The sequence below is a fragment of the Aeromonas sp. EU05-FHT14A05 genome (genome assembly GCF_058791175.1).
Window position 1 is genome coordinate 1 of sequence record NZ_JBYTDH010000025.1, and the last position, 18720, is coordinate 18720.

Sequence of the window (18720 nt, forward strand, 5' to 3'; positions counted from 1 at the left end):
CCGGAGCGCGCCATTGACCAGCCGTTCCTGATGCCTATCGAAGACGTCTTCTCCATCGCTGGCCGTGGTACCGTAGTGACCGGTCGTGTAGAGCGCGGTATCGTCAAGGTCGGTGAGACTGTAGAAATCGTCGGTATCAAAGACACCGTTTCTACCACCTGTACCGGTGTTGAAATGTTCCGCAAGCTGCTGGACGAAGGTCGTGCCGGTGAGAACGTTGGCGCCCTGCTGCGTGGCGTGAAGCGTGAAGAAGTTGAGCGTGGTCAGGTACTGGCCAAGCCGGGCTCCATCAAGCCGCACACCAAGTTCGAATCTGAAGTGTACGTGCTGTCCAAGGAAGAAGGTGGTCGTCATACCCCGTTCTTCAAGGGCTACCGTCCGCAGTTCTACTTCCGTACTACCGACGTGACCGGTACCATCGAACTGCCGGAAGGCGTAGAGATGGTAATGCCAGGCGACAACATCAAAATGGTTGTTACCCTGATCGCCCCGATCGCGATGGACGACGGCCTGCGTTTCGCTATCCGTGAAGGTGGCCGTACCGTAGGTGCTGGTGTTGTAGCTAAAGTTATCGCTTAATCTTGGCTTACATAAATAAAGCAAAGCCCCTATAATAGGGGCTTTCTTATGCAGGGGCGTAGTTCGAATTGGTAGAACAGCGGTCTCCAAAACCGATGGTTGCGGGTTCGAGTCCTGCCGCCCCTGCCATATACCTCGTCTCGTACGGGGCTTTTGTGTCTTTGGTTACGTCAGATACAGGTGGGTTGTATGAGTGTTAGTTCTGAGGGACAGGGCGGAAGCAAGGATACCCTTCTTTGGGGCCTGGTTTTCATCATCCTGGCGGCCGCTGTAGTGGGTAATTACCTGCTCACCGATGTTGTCGCAGCCGTCCGCGCCCTGGGTGTGGTCGTTGTCATCGCTGCTGCAGGTGCAGTAGCCCTGCAAACCACCAAGGGCAAGGCAACACTGGCTTTTGCTCGTGAGTCGCGCCTGGAAGTCCGCAAGGTCGTTTGGCCAACCCGTCAGGAAGCCATTCAGACAACCCTGATTGTGCTGGCGGTGACCGCCGTGATGGGGCTGTTGCTGTTCGTTCTGGACGGTGCCTTGGTCTGGTTGGTCAACCTGATTACCGGTGTGTAAGGAAAAGCCATGACTGAACAACGTGAACAACGTATGAGATGGTATGTCGTGCAGGCATTTTCCGGCTATGAAGGCCGTGTTGCCAAATCCCTGCGTGAACATATCAAGATGCATGGCATGGAAGAGCTGTTTGGCGAAGTGCTGGTCCCGACCGAAGAAGTGGTCGAGATGCGTGCCGGCCAGAAGCGCAAGAGTGAGCGCAAATTTTTCCCGGGTTATGTCCTGGTCCAGATGATGATGGACGAGACCACATGGCACCTAGTACGCAATGTGCCACGGGTCATGGGCTTCATCGGTGGCACCTCCGATCGTCCTGCTCCTATTTCCGATAAGGAAGCGGATGCCATCCTCAATCGTCTGCAAGATGCCCACGACAAGCCGCGTCCGAAAACCCTGTTTGAACCGGGTGAAATGGTGCGGGTTGCCGATGGTCCGTTCGCCGACTTCAACGGTACCGTTGAAGAAGTGGACTACGAGAAGAGCCGCGTGAAGGTCTCTGTATTGATCTTCGGTCGCTCAACGCCGGTAGAACTGGATTTTGGTCAGGTCGAAAAGGGCTGATTAAACTCTGTACGTTTAACGGTTGTCAGGGGCAGCGATTATCTCTATAATTCGCTGCCCCTTTATTTGTTGGGGAGCCGTTTGCAGGAGCATGTCTCCGAGGCGCTAGAACCCATTTTTGAGGTATTTTCGTAATGGCTAAGAAAGTCACAGCTTATATCAAGCTGCAAGTTAAGGCTGGCAGTGCTAACCCCAGCCCTCCCGTTGGTCCTGCTCTGGGTCAGCACGGTGTGAACATCATGGAATTCTGTAAGGCGTTCAACGCTCGTACAGAAAAGCTGGAAAAAGGCTCACCGACTCCGGTCGTGATCACCGTTTACAGCGACCGTTCCTTCACCTTCGAAACCAAGACTCCGCCTGCTTCCTTCCTGCTGAAGAAAGCCGCTGGTATCCAGTCTGGTTCCGCCAAGCCGAACAAAGACAAGGTTGGTAAGGTGACTGTTGCTCAGCTGCAAGAAATCGCCAAGACCAAAGAGCCGGACATGACTGGTGCCGATCTGGATGCAAAAGTACGTTGCATCGCAGGCTCCGCTCGTTCCATGGGCCTGGTAGTGGAGGATTAAGACAATGGCAAAACTTTCCAAGCGTATGCGCGTTATTCGCGAAAAAGTTGACGGTACCAAAGAGTACTCCATCAACGAAGCCATTGCCCTGCTGAAAGAACTGGCTACCGCCAAGTTCGTTGAAAGCGTTGACGTTGCCGTTAACCTGGGTATCGATGCTCGTAAATCCGACCAGAACGTACGTGGTGCTACCGTACTGCCGCACGGTACCGGTCGTGACATCCGTGTCGCCGTATTCACCCAGGGTGCCAACGCCGAAGCCGCCAAGGCTGCCGGTGCTGAACTGGTTGGTATGGATGACCTGGCCGAGCTGGTCAAGAAAGGCGAGATGAACTTCGACGTCGTGATCGCATCCCCGGATGCCATGCGCGTTGTTGGTCAACTGGGCCAAATCCTGGGCCCGCGCGGCCTGATGCCTAACCCGAAAGTGGGTACCGTAACCCCGAACGTTGCTGAAGCTGTGAAGAATGCTAAAGCCGGTCAGGTTCGTTACCGCAATGACAAGAATGGTATCATCCATACCACTCTGGGTAAGGTTTCTTTCAACGAAGTTCAGCTGAAAGAAAACTTGGAAGCTCTGCTGGTTGCTCTGAAAAAGGGCAAGCCCTCTTCCGCCAAAGGCATCTTCATCAAGAAAGTCAGCATCTCCACCACCATGGGTGCCGGTGTTGCCGTAGACCAAGCTTCTCTGGAAGCTCAGGCCTAATTGATGGATTTTACAAGGCGCAAAATTTAATCTATAATTTTGCGCCTTGATTGGTTGGGGGTTTCGACCTCCGTCCAAGACCGCAGGTGGCTGCAAGGCCTTAATCCTTCCTGCGTAGACGGTGCCGGAAACCCAGCGAGAAAGTTTTCTTTCTCTTCTGGAATCCTGCTACCGCATCGTTCCCCTCTGTTGTGAAGGTAGGGGGGATGTGTCAGTACTGAGTCATGAGACTCAGATTCAATCCAGGAGTTAAGCCAATGGCATTGGGACTCGAAGACAAAAAGGCAATTGTTGCTGAAGTCAACGAAGCTGCCAAAGGCGCTCTGTCTGCAGTTGTAGCCGATTCTCGCGGTGTGACTGTTGACAAGATGACCGTCCTGCGTAAATCCGCTCGTGAAGCCGGTGTGTACATGCGCGTTGTGCGTAACACCCTGCTGCGTCGCGCGGTAGAGGGCACCGAATTCGGTTGCCTGAACGACGTATTGACTGGTCCTACCTTGATTGCTTTCTCTAACGAACACCCGGGCGCTGCCGCTCGTCTGTTCAAAGAGTTTGCCAAAGCGAACCAAAAGTTCGAAATCAAGGCTGGCGCTTTTAACGGTGAGTTTATCGCCGCAGCACAAATTGATCGTCTGGCCACGCTGCCGACCTACGACGAAGCAATTGCGAAGTTGATGGCTACCATGAAGGAAGCCTCTGCTGGCAAGCTGGTTCGTACTATCGCTGCTGTTCGCGACCAGAAACAAGCTGCTGCTTGATTCTCGCCTATTTAGGCTGTTTGAGTTTATTCAACATCAGGAATTTTTGTCATGTCTATCACTAAAGACCAAATCATCGAAGCCGTTGCTTCCATGTCCGTAATGGAAGTTGTTGAGCTGATCGAAGCAATGGAAGAGAAGTTCGGTGTTTCTGCCGCTGTTGCTGTAGCTGCCGGTCCGGCCGCTGAAGCAGTAGAAGAGAAGACCGAGTTCGACGTAGTTCTGACTGCTGCTGGCGCCAACAAAGTTGCCGTCATCAAGGCCGTTCGTGCTGCCACCGGCCTGGGCCTGAAAGAAGCCAAGGACCTGGTAGAAGCCGCTCCGACCAACCTGAAAGAAGCCGTCTCCAAAGACGAAGCTGAAGCTCTGAAGAAAGAGCTGGAAGCTGCCGGTGCTTCTGTTGAGATCAAATAATCTGCATTTATGTAGATTAGCCTGATAAAACAGGCTAGGGCTGGTGAATGTTTGTTCACCAGCCTTTTTGCGCTGTAGACTGAGAGCATTTCACACCGTTTACGACTCTCGGTGCACCAGCAATCCGGACCGCCTCATCGTCCGGGCCAACACAAAACGGTGTTGAGACAGAGCTGTCCCGCGGGACAGAGTGGGTCACTTATCAGCGAGCTGAGGAACCCTATGGTTTACTCTTATACCGAAAAAAAACGCATTCGTAAGGACTTCGGTAAGCGAGACCAGGTACTGGACACGCCTTATCTGTTGTCCATTCAGCTGGACTCCTTCAAGCAGTTCATCGAGGCTGACCCGGAAGGTGAATATGGCCTAGAGGCCGCTTTCCGTAGCGTTTTCCCGATCACCAGTTACTCCGGTAGTGCTGAGCTTCAGTATGTCAGCTATCGCCTGGGTGAGCCGGTATTTGACGTAAAAGAATGCCAGATCCGTGGAGTGACCTACTCCGCGCCGCTGCGTGTCAAGCTTCGTATGGTTCTGTACGACCGTGAAGCAGCTGCCGGCACCGTCAAAGATATCAAGGAACAAGAAGTATACATGGGCGAAATTCCGCTCATGACCGAGAACGGCACCTTTGTCATCAATGGTACCGAACGGGTTATCGTCTCCCAGCTGCACCGCAGCCCGGGCGTCTTCTTCGACCACGATAAAGGCAAAACACATTCATCCGGTAAGGTACTGTATAACGCCCGCGTTATCCCCTACCGTGGCTCCTGGCTGGACTTCGAGTTCGATGCGAAAGACAACCTGTTTGTCCGTATCGACCGTCGTCGTAAACTGCCGGCCTCCATTATTCTGCGCGCCCTGGACTTCAGTTCCGAAGAAATCCTGGCCACCTTCTTCGAGACCATTGGTTTCGAGGTCAAGGATGGCAAGTTGATGATGGATCTGGTGCCCGAGCGCCTGCGTGGTGAGACTGCGACCTTCGACATCATTGCCAATGGCGCCGTGGTGGTTGAGACCGGTCGTCGTGTCACTGCCCGTCATATCCGTCAGTTGGAAAAAGACGCCATCACCCAGATCGAGGTGCCGGTAGAGTATGTTGTTGGCAAAGTTGCAGCCAAGAACTACGCGCACCCGCAAACTGGCGAAATGGTCGTGACTGCCAACCAGGCTCTGAGCCTGGAAGCGGTAGCCAATCTGTCCCAAGCCGGCTTCAAGCACTTCGAGGTTCTGTTCACCAACGAACTGGACCACGGTGCCTACATGTCCGAGACCCTGCGCATCGACTCCAGCTCCAGCCGCCTGGAAGCTCTGGTCGAGATCTACCGCATGATGCGTCCGGGCGAGCCGCCCACCCGCGAAGCGGCAGAGCAGCTGTTCGAGAACCTGTTCTTCTCTTCCGAGCGTTACGACCTGTCTACCGTGGGTCGGATGAAGTTCAACCGCCGTCTGGGTCGTGAAGACGAGACCGGCGTTGGCGTGCTGACCAAAGACGACATCGTCGAAGTCATGAAGCGCCTGATCGACATCCGTAACGGCAATGACGAGGTGGACGATATCGACCACCTGGGTAACCGTCGTATCCGTTCTGTCGGTGAAATGGCAGAGAACCAGTTCCGCGTCGGTCTGGTGCGTGTCGAGCGTGCGGTCAAGGAGCGTCTCTCCCTGGGCGACCTGGACACCCTGATGCCGCAGGATCTGATCAACGCCAAGCCGATCTCCGCCGCGGTCAAAGAGTTCTTCGGTTCCAGCCAGCTGTCCCAGTTCATGGACCAGAACAACCCGCTGTCCGAAGTGACCCACAAGCGTCGTATTTCCGCGCTGGGCCCGGGCGGTCTGACCCGTGAGCGTGCCGGCTTCGAAGTTCGAGATGTACACCCGACTCACTACGGTCGTCTGTGCCCCATCGAGACTCCGGAAGGTCCGAACATCGGTCTGATCAACTCGCTGTCCGTGTATTCCCGCACCAACGAGTACGGTTTCCTCGAGACCCCGTACCGCAAGGTCATCGACGGTGTGATCACCGACGAAGTGGACTACCTGTCAGCCATTGAAGAAGGCAAGTACGTGATCGCACAGGCCAACGCCGCGACCACCGAAGATGGCCGTCTGAAAGACGAGTTGATCCCGTGCCGTCACAAGGGTGAATCCACCTTTATGAACGCCGACCAGATCCAGTACATGGACGTGAGCCCGCAACAGATCGTCTCTGTGGCAGCGGCCCTGATCCCGTTCCTGGAGCACGATGATGCTAACCGAGCCCTGATGGGTTCGAACATGCAACGTCAGGCAGTACCGACTTTGCGTGCCGACAAGCCGCTGGTAGGTACCGGTATGGAACGCGCCGTGGCCGTTGACTCCGGTGTTACCGTAGTGGCCAAGCGTGGCGGCATGATCGACTACGTCGATGCCTCCCGTATCGTGATCAAGGTCAATGAAGATGAGCTGCTGCCTGGCGAAGCCGGCATCGACATCTACAGCCTGACCAAGTACACCCGTTCCAACCAGAACACCTGTATCAACCAGCGTCCTTGCGTGATGTTGGGTGAGCCGGTGATGGCGGGCGACGTGCTGGCTGACGGCCCGTCTACCGACCTGGGCGAACTGGCGCTGGGCCAAAACCTGCGCGTCGCCTTCATGCCGTGGAACGGTTACAACTTCGAAGACTCGATCCTGGTGAATGAGCGCGTGGTACAGGAAGATCGCCTGACCACCATCCACATCCAGGAACTGGCCTGTATCTCCCGTGACACCAAGCTGGGTCCGGAAGAGATCACTGCCGACATCCCGAACGTGGGTGAAGCCGCTCTGTCCAAGCTGGACGAGTCCGGTATCGTCTACGTGGGTGCCGAAGTGAAGGGCGGCGACATCCTGGTCGGCAAGGTAACACCCAAGGGTGAAACCCAGCTGACCCCGGAAGAGAAGCTGCTGCGCGCCATCTTCGGTGAGAAGGCCTCCGATGTGAAGGACTCCTCCCTGCGTGTGCCGAACGGTGTGTACGGTACCGTGGTTGATGTGCAAGTCTTTACCCGCGATGGCGTGGAAAAAGACAAGCGCGCCAAAGAAATCGAAGAGATGCAGTTGAAGGAAGCGAAGAAGGACTTGACCGAAGAGTTCAAGATCCTGGAAGACGGCATCTTCGGCCGCTCCCGCAACCTGCTGCTGGCCGCCGGTTACAGCGAAGATCGTCTGAACAAGCTGGATCGTTCCAAGTGGTTTGAATTGGCCATCGAAGATGAAGCCAAGCAGATCGAACTGGAGCAGATCGCCGAACAGCACATCGAGCTGAAAGCCGACTTCGACAAGAAGTTCGAGAACAAGCGTCGCAAGATTATCCAGGGTGATGATCTGGCGCCGGGCGTACTGAAAATCGTCAAGGTTTACCTGGCAGTCAAGCGTCGCATCCAACCGGGTGACAAGATGGCGGGCCGTCACGGTAACAAGGGTGTTATCTCCAAGATCTGCCCGGTCGAGGACATGCCCCATGACGAGTTCGGCCGTCCGGTCGACATCGTACTGAACCCACTGGGCGTACCGTCCCGTATGAACATCGGTCAGATCCTCGAAGTGCATCTGGGCCTCGCGGCCAAGGGCATCGGCGAGAAGATCGACCGCATGATCAAGGATCAGCGCGAGCTGCACGAGATGCGTGACTTCCTGCAGCAGGTCTATGACCTGGGCGAGAAGGACACCCAGCAAGTGAACATCGCCGAGCTGTCTGATGACGACGTACGTACCCTTGCGGGTAACCTGCGTAAGGGTCTGCCGGTTGCTACACCTGTCTTTGATGGTGCCAAAGAGCGCGAAATCAAGGCCTTGCTGAAGCTGGCCGATCTGCCGGAATCCGGTCAGATCTCCCTGTTCGACGGTCGTACCGGCAACGCCTTCGAGCGCAAGGTCACCGTGGGTTACATGTACATGCTGAAGCTGAACCACCTGGTAGACGACAAGATGCACGCGCGTTCTACCGGCTCCTACAGCCTGGTTACCCAGCAGCCGCTGGGTGGTAAGGCACAGTTCGGTGGTCAGCGGTTCGGTGAGATGGAAGTGTGGGCCCTGGAGGCTTACGGTGCGGCATATACCCTGCAGGAAATGCTGACCGTCAAGTCTGACGATGTGAATGGCCGTACCAAGATGTACAAGAACATCGTGGATGGCGACCACCGTATGGAGCCGGGCATGCCCGAATCCTTCAACGTACTGTTGAAGGAAATCCGCTCTCTGGGTATCAACATCGAGCTGGACGAAGAGTAAGAGCTCGCTCTTATTGTTCGAGAATTGACGTGGGCGCCCTGCTGCTTTGGCAGCAGGGCGCCGAGGTTAGACTCCTGACAGGGGAAACACGTGAAAGACTTACTCAAGTTTTTGAAGGCTCAGACCAAGACCGAAGAGTTTGACAGTATCAAGATCGGTCTGGCCTCTCCTGACATGATCCGCTCCTGGTCATTCGGTGAGGTCAAAAAGCCTGAGACCATCAACTACCGGACTTTCAAGCCGGAACGTGATGGTCTGTTCTGCGCCCGTATCTTCGGACCGGTGAAGGACTACGAGTGTCTGTGCGGCAAGTACAAGCGCCTGAAACACCGTGGTGTGATCTGCGAGAAGTGCGGCGTAGAAGTGACCCAGACCAAGGTCCGTCGCGAGCGCATGGGCCACATCGAGCTGGCCAGCCCGACTGCCCACATCTGGTTCCTGAAGTCCCTGCCGTCCCGTATCGGTCTGCTGCTGGACATGACCCTGCGTGACATCGAGCGCGTGCTGTATTTCGAATCCTATGTGGTTATCGAACCCGGCATGACCAACCTCGAGCGCAGCCAGATGCTGTCCGAAGAGAACTATCTGGACGCACTGGAAGAGTGGGGCGACGAATTCGACGCCAAGATGGGTGCCGAAGCAATCCTTGCATTGCTGCGTGCCATCGATCTGGAAGGTGAAGTCAAGACCATGCGCGAGGAGCTGGATCAGACCAACTCCGAGACCAAGCGCAAGAAGACCACCAAGCGTCTGAAGCTGATGGAAGCCTTCCTGCAGTCCGGCAACAAGCCGGAGTGGATGATCATGACAGTGCTGCCTGTGCTGCCGCCGGACCTGCGTCCGCTGGTACCGCTGGACGGCGGCCGTTTCGCGACTTCCGATCTGAACGATCTGTACCGTCGCGTGATCAACCGTAACAACCGCCTGAAGCGTCTGCTGGATCTGGCGGCTCCGGACATCATAGTGCGCAACGAAAAGCGCATGCTGCAAGAGTCCGTGGATGCCCTGCTGGACAACGGCCGTCGTGGTCGTGCCATCACTGGTTCCAACAAGCGCCCGCTGAAATCCCTGGCCGACATGATCAAGGGTAAGCAAGGTCGTTTCCGTCAGAACTTGCTGGGTAAACGTGTCGACTACTCCGGTCGTTCCGTTATCACCGTAGGTCCGACGCTGCGTCTGCATCAGTGCGGTCTGCCGAAGAAGATGGCGCTCGAGCTGTTCAAGCCCTTCATCTATGGCAAGCTGGAATCCCGTGGTCTGGCGACCACCATCAAGGCCGCCAAGAAGATGGTGGAGCGCGAAGAAGCCGTCGTCTGGGACATCCTGGACGAAGTGATCCGCGAACACCCGGTCCTGCTGAACCGTGCACCGACCCTGCACCGTCTGGGTATCCAGGCGTTTGAACCGACCCTGATCGAAGGCAAGGCCATCCAGCTGCACCCGCTCGTCTGTGCCGCCTATAACGCGGACTTCGATGGTGACCAGATGGCGGTCCACGTACCGCTGACCCTGGAAGCCCAGCTGGAAGCGCGCGCCCTGATGATGTCCACCAACAACATCCTGTCGCCTGCCTCCGGTGAGCCGATCATTGTTCCTTCCCAGGACGTGGTCTTGGGTCTGTACTACATGACCCGTGCCCGTATCAACGCCAAGGGCGAAGGTATGGTGCTGGCCGGCCCGAAAGAAGCCGAGAAGGTCTATCGTGCCGGTCTGGCCGATCTCCATGCTCGTGTGAAAGTGCGCATTACCGAATACCTGCGTCAGGAAGACGGTTCCCTGCGTGAACACACCGAGATGAAGAACACCACCGTTGGTCGTGCGATCCTGAGCCTGATCCTGCCGAAAGGCATGGAATACGCGCTGATCGACGAACCCAAGGTGCTGACTGCCGCCGAGCAGGCCGATCTGGATGCCAATCCGCAGAACTGGATCAAATCCGTATCCAACAAGGCGCTGGGCAAAAAGCTCATCTCCCGTCTGCTGAACACCTGCTATCGCAAGCAGGGCCTGAAGGACACCGTCATCTTCGCTGACCAGCTGATGTATACCGGTTTCCATTACGCGGCCCTGTCCGGTGCTTCCGTTGGTATCGATGACATGGTCATCCCGGATGCCAAGAAAGACATCATTGCGGCAGCCGAAGCCGAAGTTGCCGAGATCCAGGACCAGTTCCTGTCCGGTCTGGTGACCGCGGGCGAACGCTACAACAAGGTTATCGATATCTGGGCCAGCGCGAACGATCGCGTCTCCAAGGCCATGATGGATAACCTCTCCAAGGAGCGGAACGTCAACTCCCTGGGTGAAGAAGAAGAGCAGGCCTCCTTCAACAGCATCTTCATGATGGCCGACTCTGGTGCGCGGGGCTCCGCCGCCCAGATCCGTCAGCTGGCCGGTATGCGTGGCCTGATGGCGAAGCCGGATGGTTCCATCATCGAAACGCCGATCGTGGCGAACTTCCGTGAAGGTCTGAACGTACTGCAGTACTTCATCTCCACTCACGGTGCTCGTAAGGGTCTGGCGGATACCGCACTGAAGACGGCGAACTCCGGTTACCTGACTCGTCGTCTGGTTGACGTGGCTCAGGACATGGTGATCACCGAGGACGATTGCGGTACGACCGAAGGTCTGTGGATGACTCCGCTGATCGAGGGTGGTGACGTGGTCGAGCCGCTGCGTGAGCGCGTGCTGGGTCGTGTGGTCGCCGAAGACGTGATCAAGCCGGGTACTGAAAGCGAGATCCTGGTTGCGCGCAATACTCTGCTCGACGAGTATCTGTGTGATCTGCTGGAGCGTAACTCCGTCGACCGCGTGAAGGTACGTTCTGCCATCACCTGTGAGACCGACTTCGGTAACTGCGCTCACTGCTACGGCCGTGATCTGGCCCGTGGTCACCTGGTGAACAAGGGTGAGGCTGTCGGTGTTATCGCCGCCCAGTCCATCGGTGAGCCGGGTACCCAGCTGACGATGCGTACCTTCCACATCGGTGGTGCCGCATCCCGAGCTGCTGCCGAGAGCAGCATCCAGGTCAAGAACACCGGTAGCATCAAGCTGCAGAACGCCAAGTTCGTTACCAACAGTGCCGACAAGCTGGTTATCACCTCCCGTTCTACCGAACTGACTATCATGGACGAGATGGGCCGTACCAAGGAAAGCCACAAGCTGCCTTACGGTTCCGTCCTGGAAGTGAAAGATGGCCAGGCCGTAAGTGCCGGTGATACCGTCGCCAACTGGGATCCGCACACCCACCCGATCATCACCGAAGTGGCAGGTCGCCTGGACTTCGAACACATGATCGACGGTGTGACCATCACTCGTCAGACCGACGAGCTGACCGGTCTCTCCTCTATCGTCGTGCTGGATGTCAACGAACGTCCGAGCGCCGGTAAAGAGATGCGTCCGACCGTGAAACTGGTCGACCTGAACGGCAAAGACGTGATGATCCCGGGTACCGACGTTGCAGCCCAGTACTTCCTGCCGGGCAAGGCGATCGTGAACCTGGAGGATGGTGCCAACGTGGGCGTGGGTGACGCGGTAGCGCGTATCCCGCAAGAGTCCAGTGGTACCAAGGACATCACCGGTGGTCTGCCGCGCGTTGCGGATCTGTTCGAAGCACGTCAACCGAAGGAACCGGCTATCCTGGCCGAGATCTCCGGTACCATCTCCTTCGGGAAAGAGACCAAGGGCAAACGCCGTCTGGTCATCACCCCGACCGACGGTGGCGACATCTACGAAGAGATGATTCCGAAGTGGCGTCACCTCAACGTGTTCGAAGGTGAAAAAGTTGAGAAGGGTGAAGTGCTGGCGGACGGTCCTGAGTCTGCTCACGACATCCTGCGTCTGCGCGGTATCAGCCCGGTCGCCAACTACATCGCCAACGAAGTGCAGGACGTTTACCGTCTGCAAGGCGTTAAGATCAACGACAAGCACATCGAAGTCATCGTTCGTCAGATGCTGCGCAAGTGCGAGATCCTGAGCGCTGGCGACACTGACCTGATCGAAGGCGAGCAGGTTGAAGTGGCTCGTGTGAAGATTGCCAACCGTAAACTGGTTGCCGAAGGCAAGACCCCGGCCACCTACCGTCATATCCTGATGGGTATTACCAAGGCATCCCTGAGCACCGAGTCCTTCATCTCCGCGGCTTCCTTCCAGGAAACCACTCGTGTTCTGACCGAAGCGGCTGTTGGCGGCAAGCGTGATGAACTGCGTGGCCTGAAAGAGAACGTGATCGTGGGTCGTCTGATCCCGGCTGGTACCGGCTTTGCCTACCACCATAGCCGGATCAACCAGCGTGCCGCCGCAGCCCGTGCTGTCGGTGTACCGCAGGTGACCGCCGATGAGGCTCAGCAAAATCTGGCGGATCTGCTCAACGCAGCCGGCAGTTTTGACGAAGAGTAATCTTCAGCTGCAGTGATTAAAAAGGGCTCCTTCAAGGGGCCCTTTTTGTTGCCTGCCCGCCAGCAGAACCTTGCACCGGGCTGGGGCAGGGGATGATCCAGTGCAAGGTTATAGAGCAAAAAATCAAAAAAAGTTGACATTGATCCCCCGCAATTGAAAACTCGGGAAAGTTGAATGGTTATTACAGGGGTAGAACATGGCTGTCGGTATCGAGGAAGTACTGCTTCCCGAAGAGCAACTGAGCGGTCGCGCTTTTACAGACGAAGACAGGGAATTGTTGCGTTCATATGAGGGTCTCATCGAGGGCCTGGCCGACCTGTTCGGCAAGCACTGCGAAGTGGTGCTGCATTCCCTGGAAAATCTGCATGAGTCAGTGATCAAGATAGCGAACGGATTCAACACGGGGCGAACCCTGGGGGCACCGATCACCGATCTGGCCCTGCGCATGCTCAAGGACATCGAGAGCACGGGTCAGGATCACACCCAGAGCTACTTTGCCCGCAGCCGGACCGGTGCGCTGATGAAGTCGAGCACCATCGCCATCCGCAACCGCGACAAGCAGGTGATAGGGCTTATCTGCATCAACCTGCACATCAATGCGCCTTTCCACGAGTTCGTGGCCGAATTCTTCCCGACGCCCCAGCAAGTGGAGCGTCAATCGCCGGAGACCTTCGCCAACAGCGTGGAGGAGCTGGTTGCCCAGACGGTGGACAACACCATCGACGAGATCAACCGCGATCCCTCCGTGGCCAACAACGCCAAGAATCGTTTTATCGTGACCCAGTTGTTCGAGAAGGGCATATTTGATATCAAGGACTCGATCAACCTGGTCGCCGACAAGCTGAATATTTCCAAACATACCGTGTATCTCTACATCCGACAGCGCAAGCAGGGTGAAGAAGAGAGCGAGTAAGCGCCATAGATAGGGGATAGATAACAATGGCTAAAGAAGTGATTGCAACCGACAAGGCGCCTGCCGCGATTGGTCCTTATGTTCAGGCGACCAAGCTGGGCGACCTGGTGTTCACCTCCGGGCAGATCCCGCTCGATCCGGCCACCATGGACATAGTTGCCGGTGGCATCGAGGCGCAGGCCGAACAGGTGATGAAGAACCTGGTTGCAGTATTGAAGGCGGCGGGTGCCGATACCAGCAAGGTGCTGAAGACCACCTGCTTCCTGAGCGACATGAACAACTTCGTGGCCTTCAACCAGGTCTATGCCCGCTACTTCGGTGACGCTGCGCCGGCGCGCTCCTGCGTGGAAGTGGCTCGCCTGCCGAAAGATGTGCTGGTCGAAGTCGAAGCCATTGCTTACGTCTGAGTCTGAGTCATCGGAAGAGCCCCTCCCAGGAGGGGCTTTTTCGTCTTTGAGGTAGAATGGATGCACATCTGTGCAGGAGTCCGGACATGAGTCTGAATTTTGCCCTGCTGGTCACCGGGCCTGCCTATGGCACCCAGACGGCCAGCACCGCCTATCGCTTCGCCCTGAGCCTCATCGAGCAGGGGCACCAGCTGACCCATCTGTTCTTCTATCAGGATGGGGTCCATAACGGCAATGGACTGCATGCACCGGCCAGCGATGAGACCGACCTGGTGGCGCTGTGGCGCGAGCTGGCCCTGGCGCAGGGCATTGCCATCGATGTGTGTGTCGCCGCCGCCATGCGTCGCGGGGTGCTCGACGAGGCCGAGGCCAAGGGGGTCGGCAAGACCCAGTTCAACCTGCAGGCCCCGTTTCGTTTAAGCGGGCTGGGTCAGCTGGCAGAGGCCAGTCTGACCGCCGACCGCTTCGTCCAGTTCTAGGGGGATGGAATGACCAAGATAGCCTTTATCTGCCGGCGTGGTCCCCACGGTACGGCGAGTGGACGAGAGGGCCTGGATGCCTTGCTGGCCACCTCTGCGTTGACGGAATCCCTGGCGCTGTTCCTCATCGGCGATGGCGTGCTGCAACTGGTCAGGGAGCAGTCGCCACAGGGGATATTGCAGCGTCACTATGCCCCGACCTTCAAGATGCTGGAACTGTACGATGTCGAGGAGGTCTATGTCTGTGCGGCGTCGCTGGCCGAGCGTGGTCTGACCGCCGCGGATCTGCTGATCCCCGTGACGGTGCTGAGCCCGGCCGAGATCCGCCGCCAGTGGGACAACTTCACCACCCACATCAGCTTTTGAGGTGCTCATGATACAGCTGGTATTGAGCTCGCCCTTCCTCAGCCAGGACCTCGAGCAGGTGCTGCGTTATCGTCAGGAAGCGGATCTGCTGGTGCTGATGCAGGACGCCGTGGTGGCGACGACGGCTCCGCAGTGGTGCGAACGATTGAGCGGGATCCCGCTCTATGTGATGGGGGAAGACCTGAAGGCGAGGGGCCTGTCCCCCAGGATCGGGATGGAACTCGACATGGCCGGCCTGATCAAGCTGATCGCCGAACAGGGATCACCGCAGACCTGGGCCGGCTAGTTTTCATTTTTGCCTGTCAGCTCAGGTGGTTATCACAATAATGGCGGGATGTCATTTGCCCTTTTGGCGCACGAATTGTATAAATCTTGACTCCCCAGACAACAGGGCATAAAATTTCGCGTCCCCGTATCTGCGGGGAGGATTTTTCACACGTTTATGAAGTCATTATCAGGAGCCTTTTGATGGCAACTATTAACCAGTTGGTTCGCAAGCCACGCATCAAGCTCGTTGTGAAAAGCAACGTGCCGGCGCTGGAAGCGTGCCCTCAGAAGCGTGGCGTATGCACCCGTGTATACACCACCACCCCGAAGAAGCCTAACTCTGCACTGCGTAAAGTGTGCCGTGTACGTCTGACCAACGGCTTCGAAGTCACCTCCTACATCGGCGGTGAAGGTCACAACCTGCAGGAGCACTCCGTTGTTCTGATCCGTGGCGGTCGTGTCAAGGATTTGCCAGGTGTTCGTTATCACACCGTTCGTGGTGCGTTGGACTGTGCCGGTGTTAAAGACCGTAAGCAGGCTCGCTCCAAGTATGGCGTGAAGCGTCCGAAAGCTTAATGGTTCTCCGTTAAGTAAGGCCAAACGTTAATTCGTTTCTAGTTAGATAACTTTCTAGTTTTGGGTAACCCCTGAAGTTACGGAGAATTTGAAATGCCAAGACGTCGTGTTGTTGGTCAGCGTAAAATCCTGCCGGATCCCAAGTTCGGATCAGAGCTGCTGGCTAAATTTGTCAACGTAGTAATGGTTGACGGTAAGAAATCTGTTGCAGAAGCCATCGTTTATGGCGCCCTGGACATCATTGCCACCAAATCTGGCAAAGAGCACCTGGCCCTGTTCGAAGTCGCTCTGGACAACATTCGTCCGGCGGTCGAGGTTAAATCTCGTCGCGTCGGTGGTGCAACCTATCAGGTACCGGTAGAAGTTCGTCCGGTTCGTCGCAATGCCCTGGCAATGCGCTGGTTGGTTGATGCCGCTCGTAAACGTGGTGAAAAATCAATGGCTCAGCGTTTGGCTGGCGAGCTGCTGGATGCCGCTGACAATAAGGGTTCGTCTGTCAAGAAACGTGAAGACGTTCACCGTATGGCTGAAGCGAACAAGGCCTTCGCTCACTTCCGCTGGTAATCCGCTTGCGCAGGGTCTTCTGGCTCTGCGCACCTTTAATTATCTGGGGACAAGTGCCCTAGTAAGAGGATGACAATGGCTCGTACAACCCCCATTGAGCGTTATCGTAACATCGGTATCTCTGCTCACATCGACGCCGGTAAGACTACTACTACCGAGCGCGTTCTGTTTTACACCGGTGTAAGTCACAAGATCGGTGAAGTTCACGATGGCGCCGCCACCATGGACTGGATGGAACAGGAACAAGAGCGTGGTATCACCATCACCTCCGCCGCGACCACCGCTTTCTGGTCCGGTATGGGCAAACAGTTCCAACCGCACCGTATCAACATCATCGATACCCCGGGCCACGTTGACTTTACTATCGAAGTAGAGCGTTCAATGCGTGTTCTGGACGGCGCCGTGATGGTGTACTGTGCCGTAGGTGGCGTACAGCCACAGTCTGAGACCGTATGGCGTCAGGCTAACAAGTACAAGGTTCCCCGTATCGCGTTCGTCAACAAGATGGACCGTACCGGCGCCAACTATCTGCGCTGCGTTGAGCACATCAAGACCCGTCTGAAAGGCGTGCCGGTTCCCCTGCAACTGAACATCGGTGCAGAAGAGAACTTCAAGGGCGTTATCGACCTGGTCAAGATGAAAGCCATCAACTGGAGCGAAGCTGACCAGGGCGTGTCTTTCGATTACGAAGACGTCCCGGCCGAGCTGCTGGAACAAGCGCAAGAAATGCGCATGAACCTGGTTGAAGCCGCTGCTGAAGCGTCTGAAGACCTGATGGAAAAATACCTGGGTGGTGAAGAACTGACCGAGGAAGAGATCAAGAAAGCTCTTCGTCAGCGTGTTCTGAACAACGAAATCATCCTGGTTACCTGTGGCTCCGCGTTCAAGAACAAGGGCGTACAGGCCATGCTGGATGCCGTGGTTGACTATCTGCCGGCTCCGACCGACGTAGCAGCCATCGACGGTCTGAAGCTGGATGGCGAGACCAAAGACGAGCGTCACGCTTCCGATGACGAGCCGTTCTCTGCTCTGGCATTCAAGATTGCTACCGACCCGTTCGTAGGCAACCTGACCTTCTTCCGCGTTTACTCCGGTGTGGTTAACTCCGGTGACTCCGTGCTGAACTCTGTCAAAGAGAAGCGCGAGCGTTTTGGCCGTATCGTTCAGATGCATGCCAACAAGCGTGAAGAGATCAAAGAAGTTCGCGCAGGCGACATCGCCGCTGCCATCGGTCTGAAAGACGTGACCACTGGTGACACCCTGTGTGACGAAAAAGCGCCGATCATCCTCGAGCGTATGGAATTCCCGGAGCCGGTAATCTCCATCGCGGTTGAGCCGAAAACCAAGGCTGACCAAGAGAAGATGGGTCTGGCACTCGGCCGTCTGGCGCAGGAAGATCCCTCTTTCCGCGTATGGACTGACGAAGAATCTGGCCAAACCATCATCGCCGGTATGGGTGAGCTGCACCTGGACATCATCGTTGACCGTATGCGTCGCGAGTTCAAGGTAGAAGCGAACGTAGGTAAGCCGCAGGTTGCCTACCGTGAAACCATCCGCACTACCGTCAAGGACATCGAAGGCAAGCATGCCAAGCAGTCCGGTGGTCGTGGTCAGTACGGTCACGTTGTGATCGACATGTACCCGCTGGAAGAAGGTAAAGCCTACGAGTTCGTTAACGACATCAAGGGCGGCGTCATTCCTGGTGAGTTTATCCCGGGTGTTGACAAGGGTATCCGTGAGCAGCTGAAGTCCGGCCCGCTGGCAGGCTATCCGGTAATGGACCTGGGCGTGCGTCTGCACTTCGGTTCCTACCACGATGTCGACTCCTCCGAACTGGCGTTCAAAATCGCTGCTTCCATGGCCTTTAAGGCTGGCTTCATGAAGGCCAACCCGGTTCTGCTCGAACCGATCATGAAAGTAGAAGTTGAGACTCCGGAAGACTACATGGGCGACGTGATCGGTGACCTGAACCGTCGTCGTGGCCTGATCGAAGGTATGGAAGACGGCCCGTCCGGCAAGATCGTTCGTGCTCTCGTACCGCTGGCCGAGATGTTCGGTTATGCGACTGCCCTGCGTTCCGCTACCCAGGGTCGTGCTTCCTACGCCATGGAATTCGCCAAGTATCACGATGCCCCGACTAACGTCGCCCAGGCCGTGATCGAAGAGCGCAAATCCAAGTAATTTATGATTCCCCGCCTACGACGGTAGGCGGGTTTAACCTAGAAGGACTACGTCGTGTCTAAAGAAAAATTTGAGCGTAATAAACCGCACGTAAACGTCGGCACCATCGGCCACGTTGACCACGGTAAAACCACCCTGACCGCCGCCATCACCAACGTGCTGGCCAAGCACTTCGGTGG

The 18720-nt window shown here is 56.4% G+C and carries 18 protein-coding genes and 1 tRNA gene; all 19 read left to right on the forward strand.

Features of this window, described 5'->3' with window-relative positions; genetic code table 11:
- The coding region (locus tag AC3WR3_RS20610; protein ID WP_429163162.1) for an EF-Tu C-terminal domain-related protein at positions 1 to 579 on the forward strand (579 nt) is incomplete at its 5' end.
- Positions 580 to 631: 52 nt separating this feature from the next.
- Positions 632 to 708 (forward strand) — tRNA-Trp (locus AC3WR3_RS20615).
- A 60-nt stretch (positions 709 to 768) separates the two neighbouring features.
- Complete coding sequence (secE, locus tag AC3WR3_RS20620; protein ID WP_025328619.1) at positions 769 to 1140, forward strand: preprotein translocase subunit SecE; 372 nt, start codon at positions 769 to 771, stop codon at positions 1138 to 1140.
- Positions 1141 to 1149: 9 nt separating this feature from the next.
- The gene (gene nusG, locus AC3WR3_RS20625; RefSeq protein WP_005323644.1) at positions 1150 to 1701 is read left to right on the forward strand and encodes a transcription termination/antitermination protein NusG; all 552 of its coding nucleotides are present in this window, start codon (positions 1150 to 1152) and stop codon (positions 1699 to 1701) included.
- A gap of 134 nt (positions 1702 to 1835) precedes the next feature.
- On the forward strand, positions 1836 to 2264 hold the full coding sequence (gene rplK / locus AC3WR3_RS20630; protein ID WP_016352267.1) for a 50S ribosomal protein L11: 429 nt from the start codon (positions 1836 to 1838) through the stop codon (positions 2262 to 2264).
- A gap of 4 nt (positions 2265 to 2268) precedes the next feature.
- Positions 2269 to 2970, forward strand: coding sequence for a 50S ribosomal protein L1 (rplA, locus tag AC3WR3_RS20635; RefSeq protein WP_100860916.1), 702 nt, complete (start codon positions 2269 to 2271; stop codon positions 2968 to 2970).
- Positions 2971 to 3227: 257 nt separating this feature from the next.
- On the forward strand, positions 3228 to 3728 hold the full coding sequence (gene rplJ, locus AC3WR3_RS20640; RefSeq protein ID WP_025328617.1) for a 50S ribosomal protein L10: 501 nt from the start codon (positions 3228 to 3230) through the stop codon (positions 3726 to 3728).
- 51 nt (positions 3729 to 3779) lie between these two features.
- Positions 3780 to 4142, forward strand: coding sequence for a 50S ribosomal protein L7/L12 (gene rplL / locus AC3WR3_RS20645; RefSeq protein WP_025328616.1), 363 nt, complete (start codon positions 3780 to 3782; stop codon positions 4140 to 4142).
- 222 nt (positions 4143 to 4364) lie between these two features.
- Positions 4365 to 8393 (forward strand): DNA-directed RNA polymerase subunit beta, encoded by a 4029-nt coding sequence (rpoB, locus tag AC3WR3_RS20650; protein ID WP_025328615.1) that lies wholly within the window; start codon positions 4365 to 4367, stop codon positions 8391 to 8393.
- 90 nt (positions 8394 to 8483) lie between these two features.
- Positions 8484 to 12788, forward strand: a complete 4305-nt coding sequence (gene rpoC, locus AC3WR3_RS20655) for a DNA-directed RNA polymerase subunit beta' (RefSeq protein WP_139439129.1) — start codon at positions 8484 to 8486, stop codon at positions 12786 to 12788.
- 196 nt (positions 12789 to 12984) lie between these two features.
- A complete protein-coding gene (locus tag AC3WR3_RS20660) occupies positions 12985 to 13701 on the forward strand; it encodes a helix-turn-helix transcriptional regulator (RefSeq protein ID WP_025328613.1) in 717 nt (238 codons plus the stop codon).
- Positions 13702 to 13727: 26 nt separating this feature from the next.
- On the forward strand, positions 13728 to 14108 hold the full coding sequence (locus AC3WR3_RS20665; RefSeq protein ID WP_041206542.1) for a RidA family protein: 381 nt from the start codon (positions 13728 to 13730) through the stop codon (positions 14106 to 14108).
- 86 nt (positions 14109 to 14194) lie between these two features.
- Positions 14195 to 14587 carry a sulfurtransferase complex subunit TusD gene (tusD, locus tag AC3WR3_RS20670; RefSeq protein ID WP_265435003.1) on the forward strand — a complete coding sequence of 131 codons (393 nt, stop codon included), beginning with the start codon at positions 14195 to 14197 and terminating at the stop codon, positions 14585 to 14587.
- A gap of 9 nt (positions 14588 to 14596) precedes the next feature.
- A complete protein-coding gene (gene tusC, locus AC3WR3_RS20675) occupies positions 14597 to 14953 on the forward strand; it encodes a sulfurtransferase complex subunit TusC (RefSeq protein ID WP_139439123.1) in 357 nt (118 codons plus the stop codon).
- 7 nt (positions 14954 to 14960) lie between these two features.
- Complete coding sequence (tusB, locus tag AC3WR3_RS20680; RefSeq protein WP_025328609.1) at positions 14961 to 15239, forward strand: sulfurtransferase complex subunit TusB; 279 nt, start codon at positions 14961 to 14963, stop codon at positions 15237 to 15239.
- A 182-nt stretch (positions 15240 to 15421) separates the two neighbouring features.
- A complete protein-coding gene (rpsL, locus tag AC3WR3_RS20685) occupies positions 15422 to 15796 on the forward strand; it encodes a 30S ribosomal protein S12 (protein WP_005306278.1) in 375 nt (124 codons plus the stop codon).
- 93 nt (positions 15797 to 15889) lie between these two features.
- The gene (gene rpsG, locus AC3WR3_RS20690; protein WP_010675949.1) at positions 15890 to 16360 is read left to right on the forward strand and encodes a 30S ribosomal protein S7; all 471 of its coding nucleotides are present in this window, start codon (positions 15890 to 15892) and stop codon (positions 16358 to 16360) included.
- A 75-nt stretch (positions 16361 to 16435) separates the two neighbouring features.
- Positions 16436 to 18541 (forward strand): elongation factor G, encoded by a 2106-nt coding sequence (gene fusA, locus AC3WR3_RS20695; protein ID WP_139439119.1) that lies wholly within the window; start codon positions 16436 to 16438, stop codon positions 18539 to 18541.
- A 54-nt stretch (positions 18542 to 18595) separates the two neighbouring features.
- On the forward strand, positions 18596 to 18720 hold a 125-nt coding region (locus AC3WR3_RS20700), incomplete at its 3' end, for a GTP-binding protein (RefSeq protein WP_234887766.1).